We start from the raw sequence: 23527 nt of genomic DNA on the forward strand, positions 1-23527 counted from the left end.
AAGCGCGGCAAAAATCTCGAAATTACCCGTTAAATATTTTTGTTTTTAATCATCCACGCCGCGAATCCCACCGCGAACGGTAATACTAGAAGCGGTAAAAATTTTGCCGGAGAGCGCGGGCTGATTTTCCAAGGAGAGGGTGTCGCTAGGAATTGTTTTTCCCCGGAAACGTTAGAGATTTTCAACGTTTTCGTTCCCGCGACGGCGGGAGGTAAAATCATCGATATTTTAACGATCCCGATAGCGAGCGTGGTGGCTAGAGAGAAGAATCGCGGGGAAGACATTTCGGATTGAAGGGATGCAACGGAAGAAATCGAATACTTTATTGTAACACAAAATAAACCAGCATTTCTGTTAATATTTAAGTATTTTTATGGTGGATTACGATGAAAGGTTTAGTTTTGCCGAGGGCGAAAATACGGGTCGATCGCCCTTTCCCTCTCGCTCGTTTTCTCCGGAACTCTCTCCCCGATCGGAGCGATTTTCCGAGCGTCGGAAATCGTGCCGATAACCGCCGTGATAGGATCGGGAGAAATCTAGCAACCGGAAACCGATCGAGGCGATCGCTTCTATGAAAATACCGAGAAAATTCCGCCAGAGAATCTTGACTTGGGGGGCGATCTTTCTACTGGCGATCGCCGGGGTCGCGGGCGATCGATCCCTGTCCGCGAACGATCGAACCGCGATCTTCTCGCAAGTCTGGCAGACGGTCGATCGGGAGTTTTTCGACCCGAAGTTTAACGGGGTGGACTGGCCGGCGATGAAAGAACAATACGGTTCGGTCGCGGCAAAAGCCCGATCGAGGGAAGAATTCGCCGTCACCGTCAACGAAATGCTCTCCCGATTACGGACATCCCACACGAGTTTTTACATCCCCGAAGATCCCCGATACTATCAATTACTGGCTATTTTTGCGGCGATCGATCGCGATTTACAGCAACCGTTACAAACGTGGTTTCCGAACGGGAAAATCGAGTATACGGGGATCGGCATTTTCACCGAACAAATCGGGGAAAAAACATTTGTTAGCGGGGTTTTGGACGGTTCTCCCGCGGAGCGCGCCGGTTTATTAGTCGGCGATCGCTTGCTCTCGGTCAACGGTAAACCGTACCATCCGATCGAGTCCTTCCGCGGCAAGGCCGGACGGGAACTAACCCTCACCATCGAGCGGGAACCGGGACAAGAACGAACCCTACCGATAACCCCGAAAGTGTTCGACGCGGGACGGATGTTCGAGGAGGCGATGAGTAAAAGCGTCGAAGTAATCGAGCGGGATAGCAAGAAAATCGGTTATATTCATATCTGGTCTTACGCGGGCGAACAATACCAGCGAATTCTCGAACAAGAACTCTTATCCGGCCGTTTACGGAACGCGGACGCTTTGGTGTTGGATCTGCGCGGGGGATGGGGAGGCGCGCCGTTAACCGCACTGAACATCTTTACCGCGAGTCCCCTGTCTTTTACCGCGATTCCTCGGAATGGTAGAAGCTACGTGAATAGCGCGACCTGGACAAGACCCGTAATCATGCTCGTGGACGAAAAAAGCCGCAGTAGTAAGGAAATTCTCGCCCACGCGTTCCGGGAGAAGAAAATCGGCCCGGTTATCGGAGATCGCACTCCCGGCGCGGTGGTGGGGGGACGCGCGTTTCTCATGGCGGACGGTAGCCTGTTATACGTGGCCGTGGTGGACGTGTACGTGAACGGGAACACGCGTCTGGAGGGGAAAGGAGTCACCCCGGATATCGGGGTTCCCTTCGATCTTCCCTACGCGCGCGGGGCCGACCCGCGGAAAGAAAGGGCGATCGAGGAAGCTTTTAACGTTATCGCCGCTTTTAAATCGAATTAATTCTTAAAAAAACTCGATCCGTCAAAATTTCAGTTCGCGCGAGAAAAGCCGATCGCCCGTACTGAAAAGCTCGTTACCTACCGACGCGCCGATCTAGACTTTCGATAGAAGCGCGAGCGATCGATTTTCCCTACTATGCCAGTAACGTTTGTAATCTAGGACGATTATGACTGCACCCGCCCCCTTAAAAGGTATCGATTTAATCGATTGTGCGAGAGCGAATGTCTCCGAAGGAATCGCGGTAGCCGCGCGATTATGCGGTTACGCGGAAGATACCGTTACCTTCGAGCGGGAAGTAAAACAAGCTTGCGAGGCGATCGGCGTGGATATTACGAAATTCGAGGATATCGGGAGAGAGTACAATACTCCCGGACGGAATCTGATCGAGTGAAAAAAAGATTCGGTAACCTTTCCGGGAAAAATTCGATCGCTCGTGTTTTCGGTATCGATCGTTAGGTTCGATCGCTTCTACTACGTTTTAGAGAGAGTCGAGAATGCTAAGAAAAAGATTTGAGCGGTTAAACGCGCTGGCCAAGATCAATGCCGCCGGAAAATATTTAGAGATCGGGGTACATTCCGGGAATACTTTTCACCAAGTTCATGTATCTCGAAGGGTAGCGGTCGATCCTAAATTTAGATTCAACACGCGAGATTATGTCGATGAAAAGACAAATTTTTATGAAATAACGAGCGATGAATTCTTTTCTAAATTCGCGCCGGATCACGGCGAGTTCGATTTGATTTATCTGGATGGACTGCATACTTTCGAGCAAACCTTTCGAGATTTTTGCGCTTCTTTACGTTACTCCCATTCCCGGACGATCTGGCTGATCGACGATACACATCCTTGTGGTTGGTTCGCATCTCACCCCGATTTCACCTTCGTCCGCGCCTCTCGAAAAGTGTTAAGAATTCGAGATAAACGATGGATGGGAGATGTTTATAAAGTGATTTTCGCGATCCATGATTTTTTTCCCCAATTGAGTTACGCGACTTTTCCCGATCACGGTCAAACCGCTGTTTGGTTAGAGACCCGATCGAACTTCACTCCGACCTGGAATTCTCTGAAAAAAATTAGTAATCTCGGCTACGGGGATTTTCAAAAATTTAAAGATTCTCATCTCCGTATTCTCGATTACCCCGAGATTCTGGATTCGATCGGGCAAAAATTCGCCCATGCCCCGACATGAAGGCTCTCTTGGACATGAGTCAAAAAAAGTAAAATTTGATACATTATTTAGTAGGGTGAAGGCTTTAAAGCCTTGATATACTTGGTTTTCGCGGTTAATCAGCTAGATCGATCACCACAACCACCAAAGGGTATACTTGACAGAACGGGGTCGGGGTGTTTATCATCAAATCCAAAAATTATTTTTTGGCTCTCTTGGGGTTATGGTGATCGGCGCATCCGATCGAAGGAATGGCGTGGGCCATACGCTCCTACCGCCAACACCCGACCTAATCTACGGGCTTCGAGGCTTGCGCCCAGAATGTAACATAGTTAACATTTTTCACCCGATGTCCAAGAGATTCCATTGATTTTAACATCGGCACTATCATCGATGATTCGGCTGGAATCCTTGAATGTGTTGCATTATACCTTAAACTCTGGTGGAAGAAATAATCCATGATTAACCGAACCGCATTAACATCCCTCGCTGTTGTCGGCATATCCGCGACATCCTGGGCGATGGCCGCTCCCGTTCGCGCTTTAACATTATTAAGCAAGCCGACGGTCATTGACAGTACACCTTCCTTTAATTCCAGTTACGATGTTTCGTTTGCTTTAGATAATAACTTACTAACAGACTATGTTTCTTTAGGGGGAGATGTTAATACTTTTATCGACTTTGATTTTGGAAGCTCGGTATTAATTAGTCGTGTGGATTATACCGATCGAGCCTCATCCGGAGTTTCCAATGGAACCGGGGGCGGGGGAGATTTCGATAACGTTACCTCCTTCGATTTGATTTTTAGCTCCGATTCGATCTTTGGAAATCTTGACGATACGATCGTTAGTGTTAACAGTCCGGGCTACGCGAATACGGATGTGGTTTTCATCAATGGAGGTAATGGTATTACCGCCCGCTACCTACGTTGGGATGTAACCTCCGTATTGAATAGTGGCAGTAATTCTGGAGCCGCCGAGTTTGATTTTTATACATCTACTCCAGAACCAAGCATCATTGCAGGATTACTAGCCGTGAGTTCGATCGGTATATTCTCCCGTAAACGAAGAGGATAGCGTTATTTTTTTCTCGCCTCCGGTCTTAATACTTCACCGACTATAGCGATGTTTTACCCCGATGGGGAAATATTCGGGATCTCCGAGAGGAAGAAGGGTGATTCGGGGACGTTGGTACTCGGGAGGAACGTAATTCGCGAACTCGCTATTGAGACGCGAGATCCACGTTTGAATCGAGGTAGCGATCGCCTCCCGTTTCTCCTCGCTTTCTTCGACTCCGAACGCTAACTCGATCGCTATACAAAACCGACGATTTTTATCCGCGTCTTCCCGAATTTCCATGACAAATTTTCCCGTCACCCAATCGCGAATCCCCAGCTGTTCTAACCCTAACGAAACATTTTCTGGGTAAATATTCGCGCCGAAATAGGAGAGGACAAAACGGGAACGACCGAACACGTAAACGAAAGGAAGCGGGTAAATTCCTCTTTCTCCCGGTAATTCCGACCGCGGATCGAACCCGTATTTTTGTAAAAATTCCAGCATTTCCGAATAGGAAATCAATCCCCCGGTGTCGGCGATGTGATAGCGGAGAAGGGGAATCCCGTTATTGCCAGAAAACAATAACGTACCGTCAATTTCCTCGAAAAATCGACTTCCCGGATCGTACTGCACCAGAGTCGGTAAACGGGATTCCCCGAACAGTTCGCGGGCGATCGCGGGATTTCTCGCCAGAAAGCGACGGATACAGATACTTAACGGCGTTTCGTTGCCCAATACGCCCGCATCCGCCGTCCCGTAGAGAGAGGCCGAATCGTAGGGAAAATTCGTCGCGCCTACCCTTTCTCCCACCAGTTCCCGCCATTCCTCGCTAAAAACCTCGCCCGCGAACACCAATTTTATCGAGTAGCGTCGCCAATCTATCCCCTGTACGATACCGGTATCGATCGCTTCCTTGAGAAAAGGCGGATAGCCTAATAACACCACTCGCTCGAAATTTTCGCCCAATTCGCTCACCACGCGGAGAATTTCCGCTTTATTATTGCCGGGGGTGATGACGGTTATCGGGTAGCCTTTCGCGCTCAGGTGACGGCAACAACTCGCGGTAAACATTCCCCCCACCCACGTCCCCATCGGGAAACAGACGACCGCGAGGGTGCGTAGTCTGTCCGCTTGAAAACTATTGCGGAATACCTGCTCGAATCGGAGGGCGATCGAGAATTCATCGCTAAGAAATCGCGGCCAGAACGTCGGTTTTCCCGTGGTTCCCGACGATACGGCGATAAAATCGCAGGTTTCTAAGCGTCCACCGCGGCATAAATCAGCGAGGGGGTAACGTTGGAGGTAATTTTCCTTGGTGGTGAGGGGTAGAGAGCGAAAAGCGACGAGAGAATCGATCGAACCCGGATCGATGCCCCTTTCGTGTAAAAAATCCCGATAAGCGGGAACATTAGCGACTATAGAATGAAATAAATCTAAAATTCGGCTTTCCGTATTGGTTGCCGTCACGTTTTGTAATCGATCGTCTAGGGACGTGTCGAGAAAGGCTTGTAGGGAGGAAATTAGCCGTCGCGAGCGGGATTCTGGCATCGTCGGGAAAAAGCGGGGATTCTGTTAGAGTAACAGGATACAGCCTTTCTCGTAAAGGTGAAGTACATACCAACCCTTACCGCTAAAAGATTCCAACCGCGAGAACGTACCTTATGTATCTGAGAAAGGCTGTATATCGACTTTTCAATAGGTTTACTATATCTTCAACTATCTAAAGGATGATATTAAGATCGGTTGGATCGATCGAATGTCTAAACCGTCAGAATGAGTATTATGAACGGACACGTCTATTTAGCCGCTCCTCTATTCACGCGCGCGGAACGGGATTTTAACTCTAGTATCGGCGAATACCTACAAAAGCAAGGATATTCTGTATTTTTGCCCCAAAATGAATGCGCGGGGGTCGAGGGAGGGGCGATCTATAAAACCTGTTTATCCGGGTTACACTCCGCGGCGGTTGTCGTGGCGATTCTCGATGGCGCGGACGCGGATAGTGGAACCTGTTGGGAGTGCGGCCACGCGGTCGCGTTGGGGATTCCGGTGATCGCCGTCCGTACCGATTTCCGGGATTCCGGCGATACGGGTGGGTTTAACGCGATGCTGTATTATAGCGCGGTGAAAACGATCGAGAATAGCGATCGATATTTAGAGGAGATCGCCGAATCGATCGCTTTATCGATCGGATAAGCTCGAAAATTCGGTAATTTTGGGGAAATGAACATTTCTTCCCTGTTCTAGTCTCGGTGGATTACGCGGTGCTAATCCACCCTACGGCTGGCTGGTTGAAAGTTGGCGGGCGATCGAGATACATTCCGCGAGCGGGACGGTGGTTTTAATCGCTTGCGGGTTAATATGGGTTCTCGTGGCGAGATAACCGTGATTTTGTAGGGATTCGATGAGCGCAGCCTTTTTCGGGATATCCAGTTTTCCCCGACGGCCGATTTCCTTGAGGGAGTAAAAATAGGGGGGGAAATCGATTTCCCCGACCATTGTTTCCAGTAATTCGATCGGTTTCGTCCAGTTCCATTGTTTCGCTATCTCTAACATTCGCAAGAGATAGGATCGATCGTGTAAATTTCCCAACCACATCGGGCCGGTGAGGGTTAACGGTTTCCCGTCGTGTAAACAATTTTCCCGGCCTAATTTCTGCCAGGATAGCGATCGATATTCGCCGCAGTGATGACAGTAACCGAGAAAGCCGTAATTGTGGCTATTTAGTCGGACATTTTTACTTAAGCGAACCATGATCCGGTAGGTTTCGCCGTGAAATAGCGCGAAAATCGGCTCGATTCCTAACTCCATTCCCGCGGATTCCCGTTGTAACGCGCCGAGGAGTAAACGTAATCCCTGTTCGTGCGCGGCGGGATGCGATCGAGCGTAGGCCCCGTAATTCAGTAAACTATTTTCGGGATTATGTCCGGTCGCGCTCCGACCGTCGGTAGAGGTAAGATACATCAATCCGCCGATCCGCGTGGCGATTAGCATCGGGTGTAAAAAAGATCCCGGCGCTCCGAACGCGTCCACATCTACGAGATCGAAATAATCCCGCCGCGTGTAACTTTCGTAGAGGATATCGTTAACGTGACGGTAGGTTATTTTCACCTGTCCCTGTTGGCTAAGTTCCTGTAAATTCTCTTCTAAAACGGGTTGGATATCGGGGTTGCCATCGTTCGCGTGTATCCATTCCGCGCCACTCTCTAACGAGTAGCGTAGGGTACGAACCCCCGTTCCCGTCATGCCGTCGAGAACGCGTAAATTCCCCGTTTCCTGTCGGTATACCGTCGCGGCCAAGACCCCGAGATCGCGTACTATCCGACTTTCGGGACGGTAGAACGCGTTAGCGATCGTGAATTCGGCTTTTCCCTCGCGCATTAAAAATCGGGTTTACTATGAGTTGATCGAATTTCTTGAACTCTCGCCGCGTCCGTTTCCGAGATCCGACCGATACGATACGAGAGTAAAGAGTGTTTTAGAGAATTTAATCTCGCTAATCTCACGGTCGAAGCGATCCGTAAACCGCTAGAGTGCTAATCTTGTAACGAGATCGGTAACGGTACGGGGTGAAAAAGAGGTAACGGGAACGATAACCGTATCGAGGCCATCCAACCATAAAAGAAGAACCGGCCTTTTTTTCGACGCGCTCCCATCGGTAAAAATTAGATGCGCGATCCAGAAATCACCCGCTTGTATAGTCGTCATATAATCCCTCATCGCTGGGAGCGTAACTATCTAGTAAAGATTGATATTCACGAACCGGGGTCAGTTTTTCTGGAGAATTCGCGGGTTCGATCGTGATCGTCCATTCTCCCTCACCAACGCTCGCGAGTAGGGATTCGGGTAAAACGAGAGATTCATTCTCCGGAACCGAGACGCGATAGACAAGTTTCTGAAGTCGCGCTTGCATGACGGTCAAGAAAGAGGACTCCTGTATTGTACCAATTCCCCGAAACGCGAAAACCCCGAGCGCTTTTACCTAAATTTACCTTCCGTAACGAAAAGTCGATCGAGCTTTAAAAGACATTGCGAGAACGCGAGTGACCCCCCGCCGGCGCGCTAGGGTAACAGGTGGGAGAGAAACTGTTTATCGGGAACTTTCTCGGGGCGATCGATTGTTACTGTCACCGAATCGCGACAGAAGATGACCTCGATCGAGCGCGCCACGACACCATCATTCTTGGGGGTATCTGTAATATGAACCGCAATTCCATAGAAAACACCCGTAATGTAGCCATTGTCGGCCCCTACTCCAGTGGAAAAACCACCCTGCTCGAAAGTTTACTTTTCGTAACGGGCGCGGTCGATCGCAAGGGAAAAATCAGCGATCGCAACACCGTCGGCGACAGTTCCACCGAAGCGCGGGATCGGCAGATGAGCGTGGAAGTGTCCGTCGCCCACACGAACTACCAGGATTTACACTTTACCTTTCTCGACTGTCCCGGCTCGATCGAGTTCGCCAGCGAGACCTATAACGCCCTAGTCGGCGCGGGAACGGCGATTATCGTCTGCGAACCCACGGTCGATCGGGCCCTCACCCTCGCCCCTTTACTCAAATTCCTCGACGATTGGGAAATCCCCCACCTGATCTTCATCAACAAGATGGATCGCTGTAACGATAACTTTCCCGAAGTTCTCCAGGCGCTGAAATCCGTCTCCAGCCGTCCCCTCGTCCCCCAACAGTACCCCATTCGCGCCAACCGCGAGACGATCGGTTTTATCGATCTCCTCAGTGAACAAGCTTTTCATTACCATCCCGACAGCCCGGCCGACGCGGTTCCCCTGCCCGATCACCTCAAAGACGAAGAACGCGCCGCGCGCCAGGAAATGCTAGAAGCGATCGCCGAATTCGACGATCACCTCCTCGAAGAACTTCTCGAAGACATCGAACCCCCGCGGGAGGAAGTCCTCAAAGATTTGAAAGAAGAACTCGGTGCGGATCAGATCGTTCCCGTCTTCTTCGGTATGGCCGATAAAGATTACGGCACGCGCCATCTCCTCGCCGCGCTCGCCGAAGAAGCCCCCGCGCCCGATATTACCGCCAACCGCCGCGGCCTCACCCCCACCGCGGACGGCGATACCGTCGTGCAGATCCTGAAAACCTACTTCACCCAACAGGGCGGTCGTCTTTCCCTCGCCCGCGTCTGGCAGGGAACCCTCACCGATGGAATGTCCCTCGATGGCGTTCGCGTCGGTGGTGTCTATCGCCTGATGGGATCGCAACAACAGCCCCTACAGCAAGCCCAGGTCGGAGAAATTGTCGCCCTCGGTCGTCTGGAAGGTATCGCCACCGGGGACACGATTAGTAGCGGGAAAAAAGTCACCCTTCCCAAGGTAGATAAACTGGCTCCCGTTTTCGCCCTAGCGATCGCCCCGGAAAACCGCAAGGATGAAGTGAAATTAAGCGGGGCGCTGGGCAAACTGATCGAGGAAGATCCCTCGCTGTACTGGGAACAACACGGCGATACGAAAGAGGTCATCCTCTGGGGACAGGGCGAGATTCACCTGCAAGTCGCGCTCGATCGCCTGCGCCGGAAGTACAATCTCCCCATGACCACCCACCTGCCCCAGGTTCCCTACAAAGAAACCATCCGCCAGTCCGCCAAATCCCACGGGCGCTACAAACACCAAACCGGCGGTCACGGCGCTTTCGGGGACGTTCACCTAGAAATTAAACCCCTACCCCGCGGCGAGGGATTCCACTTCCACGAAACGATCGTCGGTGGGGTAGTACCGCGACAGTACATCCCCGGCGTGGAAACCGGAGTTCGGGAATTTCTGGCCCACGGGCCCCTCGGTTTCCCGGTGGTGGACGTGGATGTCACCCTGACCGACGGTTCCTATCACAGCGTCGATAGTTCCGAACAGGCGTTCAAACAGGCGGCGCGTCTGGCGATGACCGAGGGCCTGCCCAAATGTCAACCCGTCCTATTAGAGCCGATTCTCTCGGTTGCCGTCTGCGCCCCCTCGGAATACACCTCGAAAGTTCTCCAGTTAGTCAGCGGTAAACGGGGTCAGATTCTCGGGTACGAGGGCTTGGAAGACTGGAAAAGCTGGGATCGGGTGACGGCCTATCTCCCGCGAGCGGAAATGCACGATTTTATCGTCGAACTGCGCTCTTTGACGATGGGTGTCGGTTTCTTCCAGTGGCAGGACGATCACCTACAGGAAGTGCCGGATAAACTGCGCGATAACGTTCTCGCCACGCGCGGCAACGGAAACGGACACAAATAGGATGAACGGAGAAAGCGGGTCTAGGTCGATCGCTACTTTGACTCGCTTTTCCCCGATCGTCTCGAAGCTCGGGGAAACCCGCCCGCGATCGCCGCTCGTGATTTTCTATCGCCGACGCGATCGGGCTATAAACGAGAGAATCACGGGCGATCGCGGCCAATTCGATTAGACATTTTCAAGAATTATCATTCAGTCTTTACAAGGTTTTAAGTTTTTTTGATAAAGCGAACTCAAAATCTAGAACTCTTTTATTTCGTTCGTAATTCAATTTCAACCCAAAATTACGCGATGTCTAAAAACAATTTTCTTTCTCTATAATTCTTTTGTGTCAGGCTTTATAAGCCTTAAATCGTATTAAGAAGATGTCTATTTCAAAAAATTGATGACTTTTTTGCGAGAACGGTATTAGAGACCCCGAATAATTATACCGCAATCACTGCATTTTGTATCAAAACTTAAGATAAAGAAGATGAAAAACTCTCGAAATCTATTGATTTTTAGTCTTTTCGGAATCGGCATCGCTCTAACCGCTAACGGGGCGACGGTCATCGCCGTTCCGACAACCGATATCCCCCGACTCGAAATTCCTTCTCGGTTCACGACGATCCGAACGGGCCGGGACGCGAAGTTCCCGATCGAGACCGCGAGAGAAGAGCGATCGACGACTATTCTCCAGGAGAGTAGACTGAAAATGCTCGATCCGGACAATGGTTGGAGTTGGGGATATAAAGAGGGCAATTTTCAGTTACAAAAAACCCGCGACGGCGGACGAACCTGGCAGGTCGTTCCTCTACCGGTAGAGCCTCCCCGATTCAATGCGGACAGCGATGGGGGGACCGTTGCCGTTAATTTTCCGAACCGACGAGACGGGTGGATCGGCTGGATCGACCCCCGAAAGTCTTCCCTGATCGCGCTCGCGACGGAAGATGGCGGACAGCGATGGAAAACCGCGACCGCTCCCGTACCCGATACCGCCTCGATCGTCAACGGGATCGAATTCGTCAATCCTAACCGGGGTTGGGTTGTCCTGTCCTCTTCCTACGGTGTAAGCGGCACCCGAAAATTTTTATTATCTACCGAGAACGGGGGGAAAGAGTGGAAGGATTTAACCCGCGATAATTTTCTTCCCTACGCGGGGACGATCGTGAATCTGAAATTTGTCAACGAGACCGATGGCTGGTTAACGATCGGCGATCCATCTTCCTCGGCCGTAAGGCTTTGGAAAACAACCGATGGCGGCAAAACGTGGGGCGATCGAAGCGGATCTCTCCCTATCCCCCCGGAATACCGGGCGATGAGCGCGTTTTTTGTCGAGGCTCCTGTCTTCTCACCCCCCGCCGATCGACAGGGGATTTTACCGGTCACTTTTTACGCGGGGAATCAGCGTCATCCCGTTCTGTATTTAACCGAAAACCGGGGCGAGACTTGGATTCCCATCCCGATGAAAAGATTAGAAAACGCGCTCGTGAATGGGAAAGGATCTCCCGCGTTCTTTCTCAACGCGAGCGATGGCTGGACGTTGAAGAACGGAACCCTTTATCGCACGGGAAATAGCGGTAAAACCTGGTCGGTAATTCCCTCGCGAACGTTAAGCTCCGCCTTGAAAAACTATCCCCGAATCGAACAAATGCAGTTCGTGAATCCACAAGTGGGTTGGCTGATGGTAAGTTCGTCGGATACCGATCGATCCCGTCTCCTAAAAACCACCGATGGCGGGGTCACTTGGGCGATTCTATAAAAATTAACACTCGATGTACGGGTCTGGAATTTTTCCCCGTAAATCGAGTCTTTTTCTGGGGGGACGGCGATACCGAGAAGCGAATTTACTATCTAGTTATCCAGAGAGCTTGACCACCTTTATTATCGGCGCGCGTCGTGTCTCGATCGATCTGAATCCCGTGTAGCGATTGATCGAGCGGAATCTTTTGAATCATCTGATATCCCCGCACCGCGATATCGGGAATATTCCCCCCGGCTTTCCAGTAGTGCTGGAATTTTAGCTTTTGGTATAGTTGCTGGCTGTTCAAGATCGCGTTAAAGCCCACGTAGATGCCGGGGACGTAGCCGGCCGCCTTCACCTCGTCGAACCAATTATTGCAATAGGCGATCGCGTTGGCGACCGAGGTTTGCGGATCAGCCCCCTCCCAATCCAACCAGACGTTCACACCCGGGGGGAAGCCAACTTGGACGGCGTTATGCGCGGCGTTCTTGCCAGTTTGGGTTCCGAGCGGGGCCGTCGGGGTCCAGCCGGGAAAACGAACGTGCTGGACGGGCATTAGCGCTAATCCCGCTCTTAAAATCGCGTCAGCTTCGGCAGTCGTTAAATCGCCCGGCTTTTGTCCGTTACCCAAGGAAAGATAGCGCAGACAGAATCGGAAGTCATCGTTACGGAATTGTTGGGCTTTGGCGAATGATAGGGTTGTATTGGTATCGAAACCGAGCGCGCCATCGGGAGCGGCTTCGATCGTTCCTTGTAAAGGCATTGCAACACCTCTCTATGACTAGGTAGAATTGACAATATAAAACCGGGAACAAGTTGAATCGTTGAATCGTTAAGATCATTTTACGATATCAAAAAATTCCCAAAAACAAGAATGTAATAAAACGTAAAAGATGTTTAATCGACGAAAAAGATATTTAAGGGCGGATCAAAAAATATAATATCTGAATATAATATTCCGAGATCTGACAATTATTAGAGACTGGGAATGAAGCACAAAAATGCGGAGGAAGCGGGTCAACTTTATCGATCGCCCGACCCGTTCCCCCGCGGTTATCTCGGGAAGGGGAAATACAATCCCGATCCCCGTGAATGGTTCAACTTCTGTTAACTTCCGACCCTGCCGATCGCCTGAGAATCAACGGCCCAACATTGATTTTCGATCCAGTTATCCGTAGCCGCCCCTAAAGCGTTCAGAGTACCCGGTGAAAGGTCGGAGTTCCGTCCCGTGTCAACACTCGGCCCGAAATCGGTACAGAGCGTGACGCAAGCTTTTCCGCCAAAGAAAAACGCGACTCTCGCCTTCCGTACATCGGGCTGAGGAGAAGTAGTCCGCAACGCGCAGTAAAAAGAATTCGGATTGAGTAGCCAGCTAATGCCGGCCGTACCCGTTCCCCCGCTCCCCGTAACCGTCGGTAAAGGATCTCTGTACGGTGTTCCATCGGGTCGCTCGCGGAAGACCCCCATCTCCACTAAATCGGGGTATCTCGCGTACAGTTCCCCGGCGGTATCCGCGTTCACGCGAGCCTGGCCGTAACGGCGATCGCCCGTGTCATCCGGTCCCCCGAAGCTCGACGTTTTTCCCTCCGTCTCCGGGATACGACCGTATCGAGGATGCCGCCAACCGTAAACCTCAACCCCCTTGTATTGCCAAGGTTGACCTCTCTTATAGCCCTCGGCGAGCGCGATCTCGGCATAGGAGGCGCTGATCTCGCCCCAAACCCCGTCATCCCCCGCTTTTCTCCCGTTCCGGGAGCGCACCATCCGGAACTGTTGGAACTCTCTGACCGCGGTTTCCGTTCTGCCGCCGTAGTCGCCATCCACACCGTTACCACGAGGGCCACCACTACCTAGGTCAAAATCCATCGCCACCAGAAGAGCTTGTAATTTTTCGACATCGGAACCCCGATCGCCGCGGCGTAGGGTAACTGTAGGAACTTCCATAATTGTCATCTCCTTAAAGATCGGGATCGTTCGATCGGATCAAATTCCGTACTTATTCGCTAAGGTTTGCAGTTCCTCGTCGGACAGAATTCGCGCGACCTCGAAGTGCATTCCATCTTTACGACTATTAAAATGCCCTCCCCAGTAAAATCCGTATTCGTTGGCAATGGGAACCAAGAGTCTGACCGAACCCTTCGCTCCTACCAAAGCCGGGGTATGGGAGAGTTTATTCCATTCGTAATTAATATCGAAAGCGGAACCGAAAGCGTGATTGCTTAAGACGGTGCGGCTCCCTCGAATGAAACGCGGTACGAAGCTACCATCAAACGTGAGGATGAATTTCAGAAGATCTTTCGACTTCCACGCTTTCCATAACGCTTGTAATTGCGGGGCGGCCAAACGGTGGAACTGCATTTTTCCGTTACCGGGCGCGCCGGCAATATTTTGAAAATCGACCAACTCTACTTCTAAAATATTCTCGTTAACCCAACCTCCCAAAATTTTGACGCGTTCGGGATTGTTAGGAGTCGGATCGGAAACATAGTCAAACTTACCGAAAAGCTGTTGTCGCTCCGATAGACTAACCACCGCGGGAAAAGCGGGTTTCGGTGGAAAATCCGCATCGTATTGTACACCGTCAAACCCATCTTCTAAAGCCTTAGCGTAGGTTTTTCCACCGATAACACCGTCCGCTAGTAATCCTTTAGAGGCTTGATAGGTTTTGGAAGCATCTTCAGTCGCTTTCCCGAATTTACCGTCGGCCACGAGATCGGGAAAACCATGACCGATAAGAAATTGTTGCCAACGCTCGACCGCTTCCCCGGTCGCCCCTCGTTTTAAAACCGGTAGTGCCATAATCAATTGCCTCCTAGATTACTACGATCGATCCTCGAAACTTTACACCAATTCTTCCGTTAAAACGCGTCGGACAATTTCCGTTACCGCGGCCGCCATGTGAGTATCTCGAACTTCCGGCGAACCCTCCGGAGTCCATAAACTCATCGCGAAAGTTCGTAATTTAGCGGGTTGGAAACGGCGATCGACAAATTTGACCAGCGCGACATAGGTATACGCGCTATTCCCCCAACCCGATTTAGAAATAACGACAGGTTCGCTAATTACATTCAACACTCCTAATGTTTCTAGCGCTACATCGACATAACGGGCGATATCGTTTCCCATCGCCCGGACAACGCGCTCTAAACTCTTCCATTGCGCGTCGGGAAGTCGGGTATTAGAGGTTAAATGCAAGTGCCAACCGAGCATCGAGATGAGACGGGTTAAATCGTAGGTGGATACCAAGTTATTGCCCGAATTTCCCGCGTTTTCCGGGCTACTAAGAACGGTTTCATTCCTAGAAACATCCCTAATTTTTGGATGGTCAATCAAGGGGGGAAATCCATAGCCCCCTCGAAACTGTAAGTCGCTGTTCCCGGTTTGCGCTTTCATCCAAGATTCTAGGTTTTCTCGCCGAGTAAACCGTTTGAATAAAGCTCCCACTTCATTGGAATAGCCAATCGTTCCCTTTCTATCTTCTTCATAGGAGACCATCTTGGCCACCAAGTCATACAAGTGGAGATCGGGAGAGGGGGAAGGAACCACCACACAGCTATCAATATCCACATCGGGAAATTGAGCGTTGATCTGGGAGATAGTATTGAGAACACCGATGAATTTAGTCGCGCTCAGAAATTGAACGGGTTCTAACGCTTGTTTTCCTAACCAATGAGTTTTAATCGGGTTCGTACCCTCTCCAAAATTACCGATGCAGACACAGGCATGAGCGATATAACTAGGCAAAAAATTCAATCCCGATGAATCGATATCGGGGAATTGTCCCCGAGTGGGATAATCCGAAGATAGCGATCGATCGCCCCCGGAGATAATCGATGTTCCATCCGGTTTTTGAGCTAAGTATTTCGGATAGTTAGCAATCTCTTCAACCAAGGGAGACCGCTCGACAGTTCGCAGGAGAAAGGCTTGATGTTCGGCATCTATGCCAACATTGACCGAAAGCTTTGTATGTTGTTGAATGTCGGTCAATTTTTGTAGAATAAAATCAGTGTTTTGAGCTTGATTGAGAATAAAAGGAAGTTGCTTTGTCTCTAATAACTTTTTAGCGATTTTGGCATTCAGAGCTACCGCTTCTGAAGGAAGGTCGGGAAGATCGACCGCGTGGCAGAATTCCTTCAGTCCTTTCCAAGAGAAGCTACTACTATCCCCTAGCTGTCCATCAACCCATTGACCGCCCGGATACAGTCCCAAGTTTCCGAGTTTGATTTGAATCTCTCGGACTAATCCTTTATCGGCTTTGAGTTGAGAACGATTCAAAGTTCGATCGCTGTCAACAATATTAGCCAGAGTTGTCATGATTAAAACACTCCTTGATTTGGAGATCTAAAACTCTCTTCGATCGAAACATATCGGGATGGCTTATCGATCGGAAATGACCGACTCATCACTCTTGCAAAGTGAATAAAAATAGATTTTTGGTTAGCCTGAAAACCGACAGCGTTTCTCGAAATACTGACGTACACACAGATCCTTACAGAATAAGGATTGTCGCAATAGTAGCGTACCTCATGTTCATGAAGTATGCCGTAGTCCCTTTTTTCCCGGTTGCAACTAGCGCGCGGGAAGAAAATTAAGCATTTATGCTCTAATTGTATTCTTATCTTTGGTGACTCGGTATCGGCCGAGGAATTAATTTTACTATTGTTAACAAAGTCATCGCTTTACCCCCGATCGAGACAACCTAGAACGCTAACGATGGGGTCGGTTTTTTTTCGGTGACAGGACGATCACCTACCGGAAGTGCCAGATAAACCGCGCGATAACGTTCTCACCACGCGCGGCAACGGCAACGGACACGAGTAATACCGATTTTCTCTAGTTACAGTAGAGATTCGATCGGGGGGAATCGGCAAGGAGAAAAGCCTTATCCTACAACCTTTTCCCTTTACTATTTCACCTCGCCCCCACTCACGTTTTTTAAAAAGCGGGATGATTATCCAACCGCAGAAAAGTGTGTAAGAGAATATTCGCCCCGAGCGCGCACTGCTCCGGGCTGGTGTACTCGTCCTCGGAATGGCTAATCCCGGCCCGGCTGGGAACGAAAATCATCCCCATCGCGGTAAAACGCCCGATTTCTCCCGCGTCGTGACCGGCGCGGCTGGGTAGGCGTGTGTGGCTCGCTCCCAGTTCCTCACAAGCGCGTTCGATCGCCGTTTGAATCTCCGGACACGCGAGCGTCGGTAACACTTCTAAAGTCCGTTTCAGATCGATCTCGGTACGGGTTTCCCCGGCGATAACGGCGATCTCCCGTTCTAATCGATCGATTAAACCGGCTAAATGCTCTCGATCGAGATCCCGGAGGTCGATACTCAATTCCACTTTCCCCGGTACGGTATTGGTCGCGTTCGGGAAAACGTTCATCATCCCCACCGTCGCCACCTGTTCCCCCGGCGTGTTCGCCGCGAGATCGTTAACCGCCAACACCACCCGCGACGCGGCCACGAGGGCATCCCGGCGCGGGGCCATCGGCGTGGTTCCCGCGTGGTTGGCGCGCCCGGTAACGGTGACGATCCAGCGATACTGACCGACAATTCCCTTGACCACGCCGATATCGATATCCTCGCTCTCTAATACACCTCCCTGCTCGACGTGCAGTTCCACGAAAGCGGCTACCTCCTCCCGCGTCCGTCGGGCTGTCTCCAGTTTCGACCAATCCCCCCCGACGCGCTGTAAACAGGTTTGAATATCGGTTCCGTCCCGACGGCGGTACTTTTCCGGATCGGGGTCGGCGGTTCCGGCCATCGCCTTACAACCGATGACCGTGTTTTCTTCATCGCTGAAAACGATCGCTTCCACGGGTCGATCGAGTGTTATCCCCCTCTCCCGTAGCGTCCGTACCACCTCGATTCCCGCCAGTACCCCCAGCGTCCCGTCGTAACGACCCCCGGCCGCTACCGTGTCGATATGGGAACCGGTCGCCAAAGCCCCCAGATCCTCCCGTTTCCCCGGATAACGCCCGATAATATTGCCCGCCGCGTCGATACGAACGGTCATCCCGGCTTCTTCCATCCACCGACGGATTAACTGACGGGCTTGAATATCTTCGGGGCTAAAGGCGAGGCGACAAACTCCCCCCTTGGATAATTGCCCGATACGGCTTAATTCTTCAATACTGCGATCGAGCCGTTGGCTATCGATCGACACCGCTAGAGTCACTGCCATGATTTTTCGAGAAATGGTATAACGGGATTCTACTTCACGACTTCTTTCTATTGTATACTGTATACAATCGGAACGGTGAGTGACGTAAAGATGTAACCTAATACACAAATTCAGAAATTTTTAATCTTTCTTACTTTACCTTCCGATCTCGCTTGGAGATTTCCATGTCTAATCAAGCTCTATCTTTGGGGTCTTTATCCCGCTCTCGATCCTTGCACGAACAAACTTACCAAGCTCTACGGGCGGCGATCCTGTCCGGGGAGTTAGGGGCGGGCGATCGATTGGTCGAAACACAGTTGGCGAAAGCCTTACAGGTGAGTCGTACCCCGATCCGCGAAGCCCTCCGACAACTCCAGCGGGAACATCTCGTCGTTACGGACGCGAACGGTGGCTTGCGGGTGGTACGGTTAACGGTAGAGGATGCCATTCACCTCTACGACTGTCGGATCGCCCTGGAACGCCTATCCGTCGTCGAAGCCTGCCGGCAGATCGATCGAGCGGGTTTGGAACGTCTCGAATCGGTCGTCGCGCAAGCGGAGAGTAGCGCGGAAAAGCCCCCGCACCAGCTAACGAACTGTCAACTTCTGCACATCGATCAACAATTCCATCGAGTTCTCGCCGAGTGTTCGCGGAACCCCTGGCTAGTCTCCCTACTCGATCAGGTATTCGATCAGATGTCGCTGTTGAGAATCCGCACGATGCAACAGAATCCGGGGGTTTTAGAGATCCGCGGGGAACACCGACGCATCTATGACGCGGTGGCCGGGGGCGACGAGGAAGGGGCGATCGGGGCGATCGTCGAACACCTGAGCGCGAGTAAAGAGCGGGTTATCCGAGAGATAGAGCGAATTGAGCCTCGATCGAGCGAGAATCTGTCCCTAAACAATCTATTAAATTGAAATTCGATGAACCAATCTTCTGACGCGATACGCTTTTTTATCTGTGGTTCCGCCCTCCGCGGCCAACCCGATCACGGCAATTTGCAATCGGCGAAATTTATCGGCCCGGCGCGCACCGTCGCCCGCTACCGACTCCACGCGGCCGCCGACGGTTGGCATCCCGCCATTTACGAGACGGAGGAAAACGGCATCTCGATCCCGGGGGAAATCTACGAGCTATCGCGCGAACAGTACGATTATCTCCTGTCCACCGAACCGCCGAATATGTATCCCGCCGAGGTGCGACTCGACACCGGGGAAGGCCTGACGGCGATGCTCTATCCGAAGGAATTAATCGAGAAATATAACTGGCCCGATATTTCCGGCTACGGCGGCTGGGCGGCGTACAAGGCGAACGCGAGCGCTGTAACCGTTTAGGAGCGTTTTTTCTGACGGATATACTGCTTTTCTAGCCAATCGCGTTGTTCTTCCAACGGGGGAAGGTAAGGGTAAAACCTTGCCTTCTTGTCGTATTCGGTAAGATTATCGACCGGTCCCTCGGGAAGCGACTTATCGATCATGAAATCACAGAATGTTCGCCACCAACTCCGCCATCCTCCATCGGGCGTATTTTCGGGAGGATTGACCTTGGGTAATTCTTGAATTTTTCCCATAGCATTTACAAACTTTAAAAACTGTATCTAAATATACATTTAGTATATCCCGCCCCCTTAAAGCAGAGAGCGGGAAAGCAACAAATATTCAACAAAAAACAGGAGGCAGGAGGCAGGAGGCAGGAGGCAGGAGGTGAGGAAGGTGAAAGGGGAAAGGGTAAAGGTGAAAGGATTAAGAAAGCTCTTTTCCCTTTTCTTCTTCCCCTTTTCCCGAAAAATTCCCCATCTCCCTCACCTCCCTCACCCCATAGCCTCACCCAGCGCGTCTAACACATTTTTCGCGGGCGCTGTCCAGCCGACGATTCCCCCTTGAGCGCGTACCATTTCTAGGGTGGACTGTTTAAACTCCGGGAAATAACTCGCGGTGGCATCCTCGACTAATAGACACTCGTAGCCTCGATCGTTCGCCTCGCGCGCAGTAGTCTGGACACAAACCTCGGTAGTCACCCCCGTGATGATGAGATGGGTGATTCCTTTCGCTTGTAGGTGCGATTCTAAATCCGTCCGATAGAAAGCCCCTTTCCCCGGTTTCGGGATCACGATTTCACCGGGTAAAGGTTCTAATTCGGGGATGATATTATTGCCCGCTTCTCCTAAAATTAAAATCCGCCCCATCGTGCTAGAATCACCGATTTTTAAAGAGCCTCTCCCACGTTTCAATTTCGAGGGGGGACAGTCGGATAAATCGGGTTGATGACCTTCTACCGTTTGGAAAATGGGAAGATGGTATCGGCGGAAAGTATCGAGAAGTGTTTTCACCGTCGGGACGATCGATCGCAATTGCCCGACATCATTTCCCAACGCGGCCCCGAATCCACCCTCTTCGAGAAAATCCCTCTGCATATCGATAATTAGTAGGGCGACTTTTTCGAGATCGGGAATTTCGTAATCGTAGGGTTGCGCTTTAATAGTGATCATGATCGAGTTTTTATAAGTTATATGACTCCTAACTCCTGCCTCCTGCCTTCTGCCTCCCCTAATGTCCCGCCATTTTTTGACCGATGATGGTGATGTCGGCGGATTCGATCGAACTCTCGTAAACCAATCTACCTTCGCTCATCACTACGATGCGATCGGACAGTTTCAATAATTCATCCAGATCCTCGCTCACTAATAATACCGCTACCCCTCGATTTCTCGCCTCTAAAATCTGTTGGTGAATGAATTCTACCGCGGCGAAATCCAGCCCGAAACAGGGATTCGCGGCGATGAGAACTTTAATATCTTCCGAGGATAATTCTCTCGCGAGAACCGCCCTCTGCACGTTGCCCCCGGAAAGATTATGAATCGGGGTTTCCGGGGAAGGGGTTTTCACCGAGAAAGTTTCAATTAATCCTTTCGCCATCTCCCGAATCGCTTTGAGAATTAATAAAAATCCTTTCGCCTGCGGGGGTCGATCGAACGTTCTCAACGCCATATTTTCCGCCACGCTCATCGTCGGAACACAGGCATTCCGCAACGGTTCTTCGGGAAGGATAAACACTTGATGATCGAACATTTCTTGACGGGTCGATCGATATACTTTTCCGTTAATGAAAATCCCTCCCTTCGTTGCCGGTCGCTGTCCCGCTAGAATCTCTACTAACTCCCGCTGTCCGTTTCCGGAAACCCCGGCGATACCGACAATTTCCCCCCCGAATATCTCGAAAGTAATTGCCGTAACCGCCTCCAATCCATTATCCTTATCTCCGTGTAAATCGAGGGTTTCGAGAACGGGTTTCGGGGATTTCGTGACCGATTCTTTCACGATCTGCTCGTCAAAATTCTTTTTCTCTTCCCCTAACATCATCTTCGCCATATCCTCGACGGTCAGATCTTGTACCTTTCCGTTTCCCGCAAATTTCCCCTTGCGTAATACGGTAATCTCGTCCGCGAAAGCCATCACCTCGCGGAATTTATGGCTGATCATCAAAACGCTTAATTTTCCATCCGTCACCTGTTCCCGCAATAACCCCAAGATTTCATCCGCTTCCCCCGGCGTTAACACGGAAGTGGGTTCATCTAAAATTAAAATTTTACTATTTAAATACAGTTGTTTGAGAATTTCGAGTTTCTGTTTCTGTCCAGCCGCCAACTCGCTAATCGTTCTATCTAAAGGCACTTGAAACGGCGAGTTAGCCATAAAATCACTTAACCGTTCTAATTCACTTTTCCAGTTAATTAGATTTTTGCTGTCGTAGCGGGAGAGAACGAGGTTTTCGGCGACGGTCATCGCGGGAACGGAGGTAAAATGCTGGTAAACCATACCGATACCGTAGTGATGCGCGTCGCGGGGATTTTTGATCTCGCGGGATTTTTTACCGATCAAGACATCGCCGTGAGTGGGAGTATAGAAACCCATGATGCACTTGACGAGCGTGCTTTTTCCCGCTCCATTTTCGCCTAATAGCGCGTGAAAAGTCCCTGGCTTCATCTTCAGGGAAACGCTATCGAGCGCGACCAGAGAGCCGAATTTTTTCGTCATATTGACGACTTCGAGTTCCGGGGGAGTGGTGACGGTTTCCGTGACGGGACTGGTATGGGTCATAGCGTTTTCTCCCGCTAGGGAAGCGGGAACGATAGCGTTATAGCTAAGACTGACAAAATTATTTTCTGAAGTTAGTATCTAAAGTTACTTTTCTCGATCGAGTTTATTTTGGAACCGGATTCGATGCGATCATCTCCATTTTTAACGAACCCAAAAATTATTTTAGGCGAAAATAGGTTAAATAAATTGAAATAACAAACAATAACTTGATTTATATGCTATAATTGATACGGTATCGCTTTAAAAAGCATCGATCAATCTCGATGCCGTTCGATCGAGATGAGTCAAAACCCCGTTCCACCGCCATCTAATCCCGATCCGGATCGTCCCGAACCACAAACCCCAACAGGCAGAGCGACACGGGCAATTTTACGGAATCTATGGGAACCCTTGGATGAGATAGGCAGGGGTTTAATGGGGGATTTGTGGAGAACGGTTTACCTATCGATTCAGGACGCGATCGCGCTTGGCGTGTTGTTACAGCTTCCTAGCCTTGTCGGCCGCGTGATTATCGGTAAAGATTTCTCTAGCTTCGATGTATGTCTCGCAGAGAACCCTTTAGGCGTATCGCGTTATGCTTGTTTCATAATCGTTATATCGGACTTCTGTTTGTGGATCGTTCTGTCCGGCCGGATTCTTGGACGCTTCTGGGCAGATTTACGGGAGTTAAGGCGGAGGAATTAATATGATTCGGGGAAATTCCAATAAAACTAGCCTTTACGATGAAGCGAAAGCGAGTTTTCGTTCTTTGATCCAGCAGACAGGTATTGTCTTCGTCGGGTTCGCCGTAATTTTACTGCTCACCAGAGGCGCACCTTCAGGGTTTATTATTACTTTAACAGTTGGCTTGGGAATTGTTTTTGTTGCTTGGAGCGAGCAGAAAAAATTTAATCTCACGCGAAAAGTCGCTAATCGAACAGAATACGTTGTTTACAGATCAGAATATGTTGTTTACATCGATACCGCGTGCGAATATCGGTGGAAATTGGTGGCAAGCGATGGGAAAACGATCGCGGAATCTGGAGAGAGTTATAAAAATCGTCAAGATTGCTTGTACGATATCAGCTTAGTTAAAGGTTCTTCCAATACTCCTATCGTATATAATCTAGACGCTAAGTTTATGGGATCGAATTCAGTCTAATCGGAATTAGAAGAGTATTATTGATCGCAAAATCGAGTTCTCGTTTCTATTATTTTAGAATAGTTTAGCTATTAAAAAGCGTTCGATATCGTTGATT

At 50.4% G+C, this 23527-nt stretch carries 23 protein-coding genes; 11 read left to right on the forward strand and 12 right to left on the reverse strand.

All coding sequences use genetic code 11. The features are described from left to right. Positions 1-29: 29 nt before the first annotated feature. Positions 30-284 (reverse strand): hypothetical protein, encoded by a 255-nt coding sequence (locus V0288_RS05950; protein ID WP_332864128.1) that lies wholly within the window; start codon positions 282-284, stop codon positions 30-32. A 287-nt stretch (positions 285-571) separates the two neighbouring features. On the opposite strand from V0288_RS05950, the gene V0288_RS05955 reads away from it, so the two are divergent. From V0288_RS05955 to V0288_RS05970, 4 genes are all read left to right on the forward strand, one after another. After that, positions 572-1846 carry a S41 family peptidase gene (locus tag V0288_RS05955; protein ID WP_332864129.1) on the forward strand — a complete coding sequence of 425 codons (1275 nt, stop codon included), beginning with the start codon at positions 572-574 and terminating at the stop codon, positions 1844-1846. A gap of 166 nt (positions 1847-2012) precedes the next feature. Then, the gene (locus tag V0288_RS05960) at positions 2013-2237 is read left to right on the forward strand and encodes a hypothetical protein (RefSeq protein WP_332864130.1); all 225 of its coding nucleotides are present in this window, start codon (positions 2013-2015) and stop codon (positions 2235-2237) included. 103 nt (positions 2238-2340) lie between these two features. Beyond that, entirely contained in the window at positions 2341-3036 is a 696-nt protein-coding gene (locus V0288_RS05965; RefSeq protein ID WP_332864131.1) for a class I SAM-dependent methyltransferase, read from the forward strand. Between the two features lie 437 nt (positions 3037-3473). Continuing rightward, the gene (locus V0288_RS05970) at positions 3474-4091 is read left to right on the forward strand and encodes a PEP-CTERM sorting domain-containing protein (RefSeq protein WP_332864132.1); all 618 of its coding nucleotides are present in this window, start codon (positions 3474-3476) and stop codon (positions 4089-4091) included. Positions 4092-4124: 33 nt separating this feature from the next. Here the strand turns inward: V0288_RS05970 and V0288_RS05975 are convergent, their stop codons facing one another. Continuing rightward, the gene (locus V0288_RS05975) at positions 4125-5621 is read right to left on the reverse strand and encodes a phenylacetate--CoA ligase family protein (protein WP_332864133.1); all 1497 of its coding nucleotides are present in this window, start codon (positions 5619-5621) and stop codon (positions 4125-4127) included. Between the two features lie 225 nt (positions 5622-5846). Here V0288_RS05975 and V0288_RS05980 point away from each other — a divergent pair, with 225 nt between their 5' ends. After that, positions 5847-6269, forward strand: a complete 423-nt coding sequence (locus V0288_RS05980) for a nucleoside 2-deoxyribosyltransferase (RefSeq protein ID WP_332864134.1) — start codon at positions 5847-5849, stop codon at positions 6267-6269. Positions 6270-6350: 81 nt separating this feature from the next. Here V0288_RS05980 and V0288_RS05985 read toward each other — a convergent pair whose 3' ends face one another. After that, complete coding sequence (locus tag V0288_RS05985; protein WP_332864135.1) at positions 6351-7454, reverse strand: tRNA (guanine-N1)-methyltransferase; 1104 nt, start codon at positions 7452-7454, stop codon at positions 6351-6353. Between the two features lie 304 nt (positions 7455-7758). Continuing rightward, positions 7759-7986, reverse strand: coding sequence for a hypothetical protein (locus V0288_RS05990; RefSeq protein WP_422661917.1), 228 nt, complete (start codon positions 7984-7986; stop codon positions 7759-7761). Between the two features lie 287 nt (positions 7987-8273). Here V0288_RS05990 and V0288_RS05995 point away from each other — a divergent pair, with 287 nt between their 5' ends. Both V0288_RS05995 and V0288_RS06000 read left to right on the forward strand, forming a co-directional pair. Then, a complete protein-coding gene (locus tag V0288_RS05995; protein ID WP_332864231.1) occupies positions 8274-10310 on the forward strand; it encodes an elongation factor G in 2037 nt (678 codons plus the stop codon). A 469-nt stretch (positions 10311-10779) separates the two neighbouring features. Beyond that, positions 10780-12048, forward strand: a complete 1269-nt coding sequence (locus V0288_RS06000) for a WD40/YVTN/BNR-like repeat-containing protein (protein WP_332864137.1) — start codon at positions 10780-10782, stop codon at positions 12046-12048. 88 nt (positions 12049-12136) lie between these two features. Here V0288_RS06000 and V0288_RS06005 read toward each other — a convergent pair whose 3' ends face one another. Then, positions 12137-12793, reverse strand: coding sequence for a DUF1906 domain-containing protein (locus tag V0288_RS06005; RefSeq protein WP_332864138.1), 657 nt, complete (start codon positions 12791-12793; stop codon positions 12137-12139). Positions 12794-13018: 225 nt separating this feature from the next. Here V0288_RS06005 and V0288_RS06010 point away from each other — a divergent pair, with 225 nt between their 5' ends. Next, the gene (locus V0288_RS06010; protein WP_332864139.1) at positions 13019-13141 is read left to right on the forward strand and encodes a hypothetical protein; all 123 of its coding nucleotides are present in this window, start codon (positions 13019-13021) and stop codon (positions 13139-13141) included. On the opposite strand, the gene V0288_RS06015 is transcribed toward V0288_RS06010, so the two are convergent. From V0288_RS06015 to V0288_RS06030, 4 genes are all read right to left on the reverse strand, one after another. Continuing rightward, a complete protein-coding gene (locus V0288_RS06015; RefSeq protein WP_332864140.1) occupies positions 13138-13974 on the reverse strand; it encodes a peptidoglycan-binding domain-containing protein in 837 nt (278 codons plus the stop codon). The genes V0288_RS06010 and V0288_RS06015 overlap by 4 nt on opposite strands. Positions 13975-14013: 39 nt before the next feature. Then, the gene (locus V0288_RS06020; protein ID WP_332864141.1) at positions 14014-14829 is read right to left on the reverse strand and encodes a M15 family metallopeptidase; all 816 of its coding nucleotides are present in this window, start codon (positions 14827-14829) and stop codon (positions 14014-14016) included. A 42-nt stretch (positions 14830-14871) separates the two neighbouring features. Further along, complete coding sequence (locus tag V0288_RS06025; RefSeq protein ID WP_332864142.1) at positions 14872-16344, reverse strand: hypothetical protein; 1473 nt, start codon at positions 16342-16344, stop codon at positions 14872-14874. Positions 16345-16965: 621 nt separating this feature from the next. Further along, positions 16966-18210 carry a Zn-dependent hydrolase gene (locus V0288_RS06030; protein ID WP_332864143.1) on the reverse strand — a complete coding sequence of 415 codons (1245 nt, stop codon included), beginning with the start codon at positions 18208-18210 and terminating at the stop codon, positions 16966-16968. 164 nt (positions 18211-18374) lie between these two features. Between V0288_RS06030 and V0288_RS06035 the strand changes: the two genes are divergently transcribed. Both V0288_RS06035 and V0288_RS06040 read left to right on the forward strand, forming a co-directional pair. Beyond that, on the forward strand, positions 18375-19109 hold the full coding sequence (locus V0288_RS06035; protein WP_332864145.1) for a GntR family transcriptional regulator: 735 nt from the start codon (positions 18375-18377) through the stop codon (positions 19107-19109). Between the two features lie 6 nt (positions 19110-19115). After that, positions 19116-19526, forward strand: coding sequence for an allophanate hydrolase-related protein (locus tag V0288_RS06040; RefSeq protein WP_332864146.1), 411 nt, complete (start codon positions 19116-19118; stop codon positions 19524-19526). Here the strand turns inward: V0288_RS06040 and V0288_RS06045 are convergent. From V0288_RS06045 to V0288_RS06055, 3 genes are all read right to left on the reverse strand, one after another. Continuing rightward, complete coding sequence (locus V0288_RS06045) at positions 19523-19762, reverse strand: hypothetical protein (RefSeq protein WP_332864147.1); 240 nt, start codon at positions 19760-19762, stop codon at positions 19523-19525. The two genes, V0288_RS06040 and V0288_RS06045, sit on opposite strands and share 4 nt — an antisense overlap. A gap of 240 nt (positions 19763-20002) precedes the next feature. Further along, positions 20003-20680 carry a cysteine hydrolase family protein gene (locus tag V0288_RS06050; RefSeq protein ID WP_332864148.1) on the reverse strand — a complete coding sequence of 226 codons (678 nt, stop codon included), beginning with the start codon at positions 20678-20680 and terminating at the stop codon, positions 20003-20005. Positions 20681-20738: 58 nt separating this feature from the next. Then, a complete protein-coding gene (locus tag V0288_RS06055) occupies positions 20739-22289 on the reverse strand; it encodes an ABC transporter ATP-binding protein (RefSeq protein WP_332864149.1) in 1551 nt (516 codons plus the stop codon). A gap of 685 nt (positions 22290-22974) precedes the next feature. Between V0288_RS06055 and V0288_RS06060 the strand changes: the two genes are divergently transcribed. Beyond that, positions 22975-23430, forward strand: a complete 456-nt coding sequence (locus V0288_RS06060) for a YegP family protein (RefSeq protein WP_332864150.1) — start codon at positions 22975-22977, stop codon at positions 23428-23430. Positions 23431-23527: the final 97 nt, after the last annotated feature.

This window comes from Pannus brasiliensis CCIBt3594 (assembly GCF_036688125.1).
GTDB classification, from domain to species: Bacteria; Cyanobacteriota; Cyanobacteriia; order Cyanobacteriales; family Microcystaceae; genus Pannus; species Pannus brasiliensis.

Bases quoted from the DNA above. Each gene is read 5' to 3' on its own strand.
- V0288_RS05950 (WP_332864128.1), bottom strand. From the start codon at position 284: ATGTCTTCCCCGCGATTCTTCTCTCTAGCCACCACGCTCGCTATCGGG.
- V0288_RS05955 (WP_332864129.1), top strand. From the start codon at position 572: ATGAAAATACCGAGAAAATTCCGCCAGAGAATCTTGACTTGGGGGGCG.
- V0288_RS05960 (WP_332864130.1), top strand. From the start codon at position 2,013: ATGACTGCACCCGCCCCCTTAAAAGGTATCGATTTAATCGATTGTGCG.
- V0288_RS05965 (WP_332864131.1), top strand. From the start codon at position 2,341: ATGCTAAGAAAAAGATTTGAGCGGTTAAACGCGCTGGCCAAGATCAAT.
- V0288_RS05970 (WP_332864132.1), top strand. From the start codon at position 3,474: ATGATTAACCGAACCGCATTAACATCCCTCGCTGTTGTCGGCATATCC.
- V0288_RS05975 (WP_332864133.1), bottom strand. From the start codon at position 5,621: ATGCCAGAATCCCGCTCGCGACGGCTAATTTCCTCCCTACAAGCCTTT.
- V0288_RS05980 (WP_332864134.1), top strand. From the start codon at position 5,847: ATGAGTATTATGAACGGACACGTCTATTTAGCCGCTCCTCTATTCACG.
- V0288_RS05985 (WP_332864135.1), bottom strand. From the start codon at position 7,454: ATGCGCGAGGGAAAAGCCGAATTCACGATCGCTAACGCGTTCTACCGT.
- V0288_RS05990 (WP_422661917.1), bottom strand. From the start codon at position 7,986: ATGCAAGCGCGACTTCAGAAACTTGTCTATCGCGTCTCGGTTCCGGAG.
- V0288_RS05995 (WP_332864231.1), top strand. From the start codon at position 8,274: ATGAACCGCAATTCCATAGAAAACACCCGTAATGTAGCCATTGTCGGC.
- V0288_RS06000 (WP_332864137.1), top strand. From the start codon at position 10,780: ATGAAAAACTCTCGAAATCTATTGATTTTTAGTCTTTTCGGAATCGGC.
- V0288_RS06005 (WP_332864138.1), bottom strand. From the start codon at position 12,793: ATGCCTTTACAAGGAACGATCGAAGCCGCTCCCGATGGCGCGCTCGGT.
- V0288_RS06010 (WP_332864139.1), top strand. From the start codon at position 13,019: ATGAAGCACAAAAATGCGGAGGAAGCGGGTCAACTTTATCGATCGCCC.
- V0288_RS06015 (WP_332864140.1), bottom strand. From the start codon at position 13,974: ATGGAAGTTCCTACAGTTACCCTACGCCGCGGCGATCGGGGTTCCGAT.
- V0288_RS06020 (WP_332864141.1), bottom strand. From the start codon at position 14,829: ATGGCACTACCGGTTTTAAAACGAGGGGCGACCGGGGAAGCGGTCGAG.
- V0288_RS06025 (WP_332864142.1), bottom strand. From the start codon at position 16,344: ATGACAACTCTGGCTAATATTGTTGACAGCGATCGAACTTTGAATCGT.
- V0288_RS06030 (WP_332864143.1), bottom strand. From the start codon at position 18,210: ATGGCAGTGACTCTAGCGGTGTCGATCGATAGCCAACGGCTCGATCGC.
- V0288_RS06035 (WP_332864145.1), top strand. From the start codon at position 18,375: ATGTCTAATCAAGCTCTATCTTTGGGGTCTTTATCCCGCTCTCGATCC.
- V0288_RS06040 (WP_332864146.1), top strand. From the start codon at position 19,116: ATGAACCAATCTTCTGACGCGATACGCTTTTTTATCTGTGGTTCCGCC.
- V0288_RS06045 (WP_332864147.1), bottom strand. From the start codon at position 19,762: ATGGGAAAAATTCAAGAATTACCCAAGGTCAATCCTCCCGAAAATACG.
- V0288_RS06050 (WP_332864148.1), bottom strand. From the start codon at position 20,680: ATGATCACTATTAAAGCGCAACCCTACGATTACGAAATTCCCGATCTC.
- V0288_RS06055 (WP_332864149.1), bottom strand. From the start codon at position 22,289: ATGACCCATACCAGTCCCGTCACGGAAACCGTCACCACTCCCCCGGAA.
- V0288_RS06060 (WP_332864150.1), top strand. From the start codon at position 22,975: ATGATTCGGGGAAATTCCAATAAAACTAGCCTTTACGATGAAGCGAAA.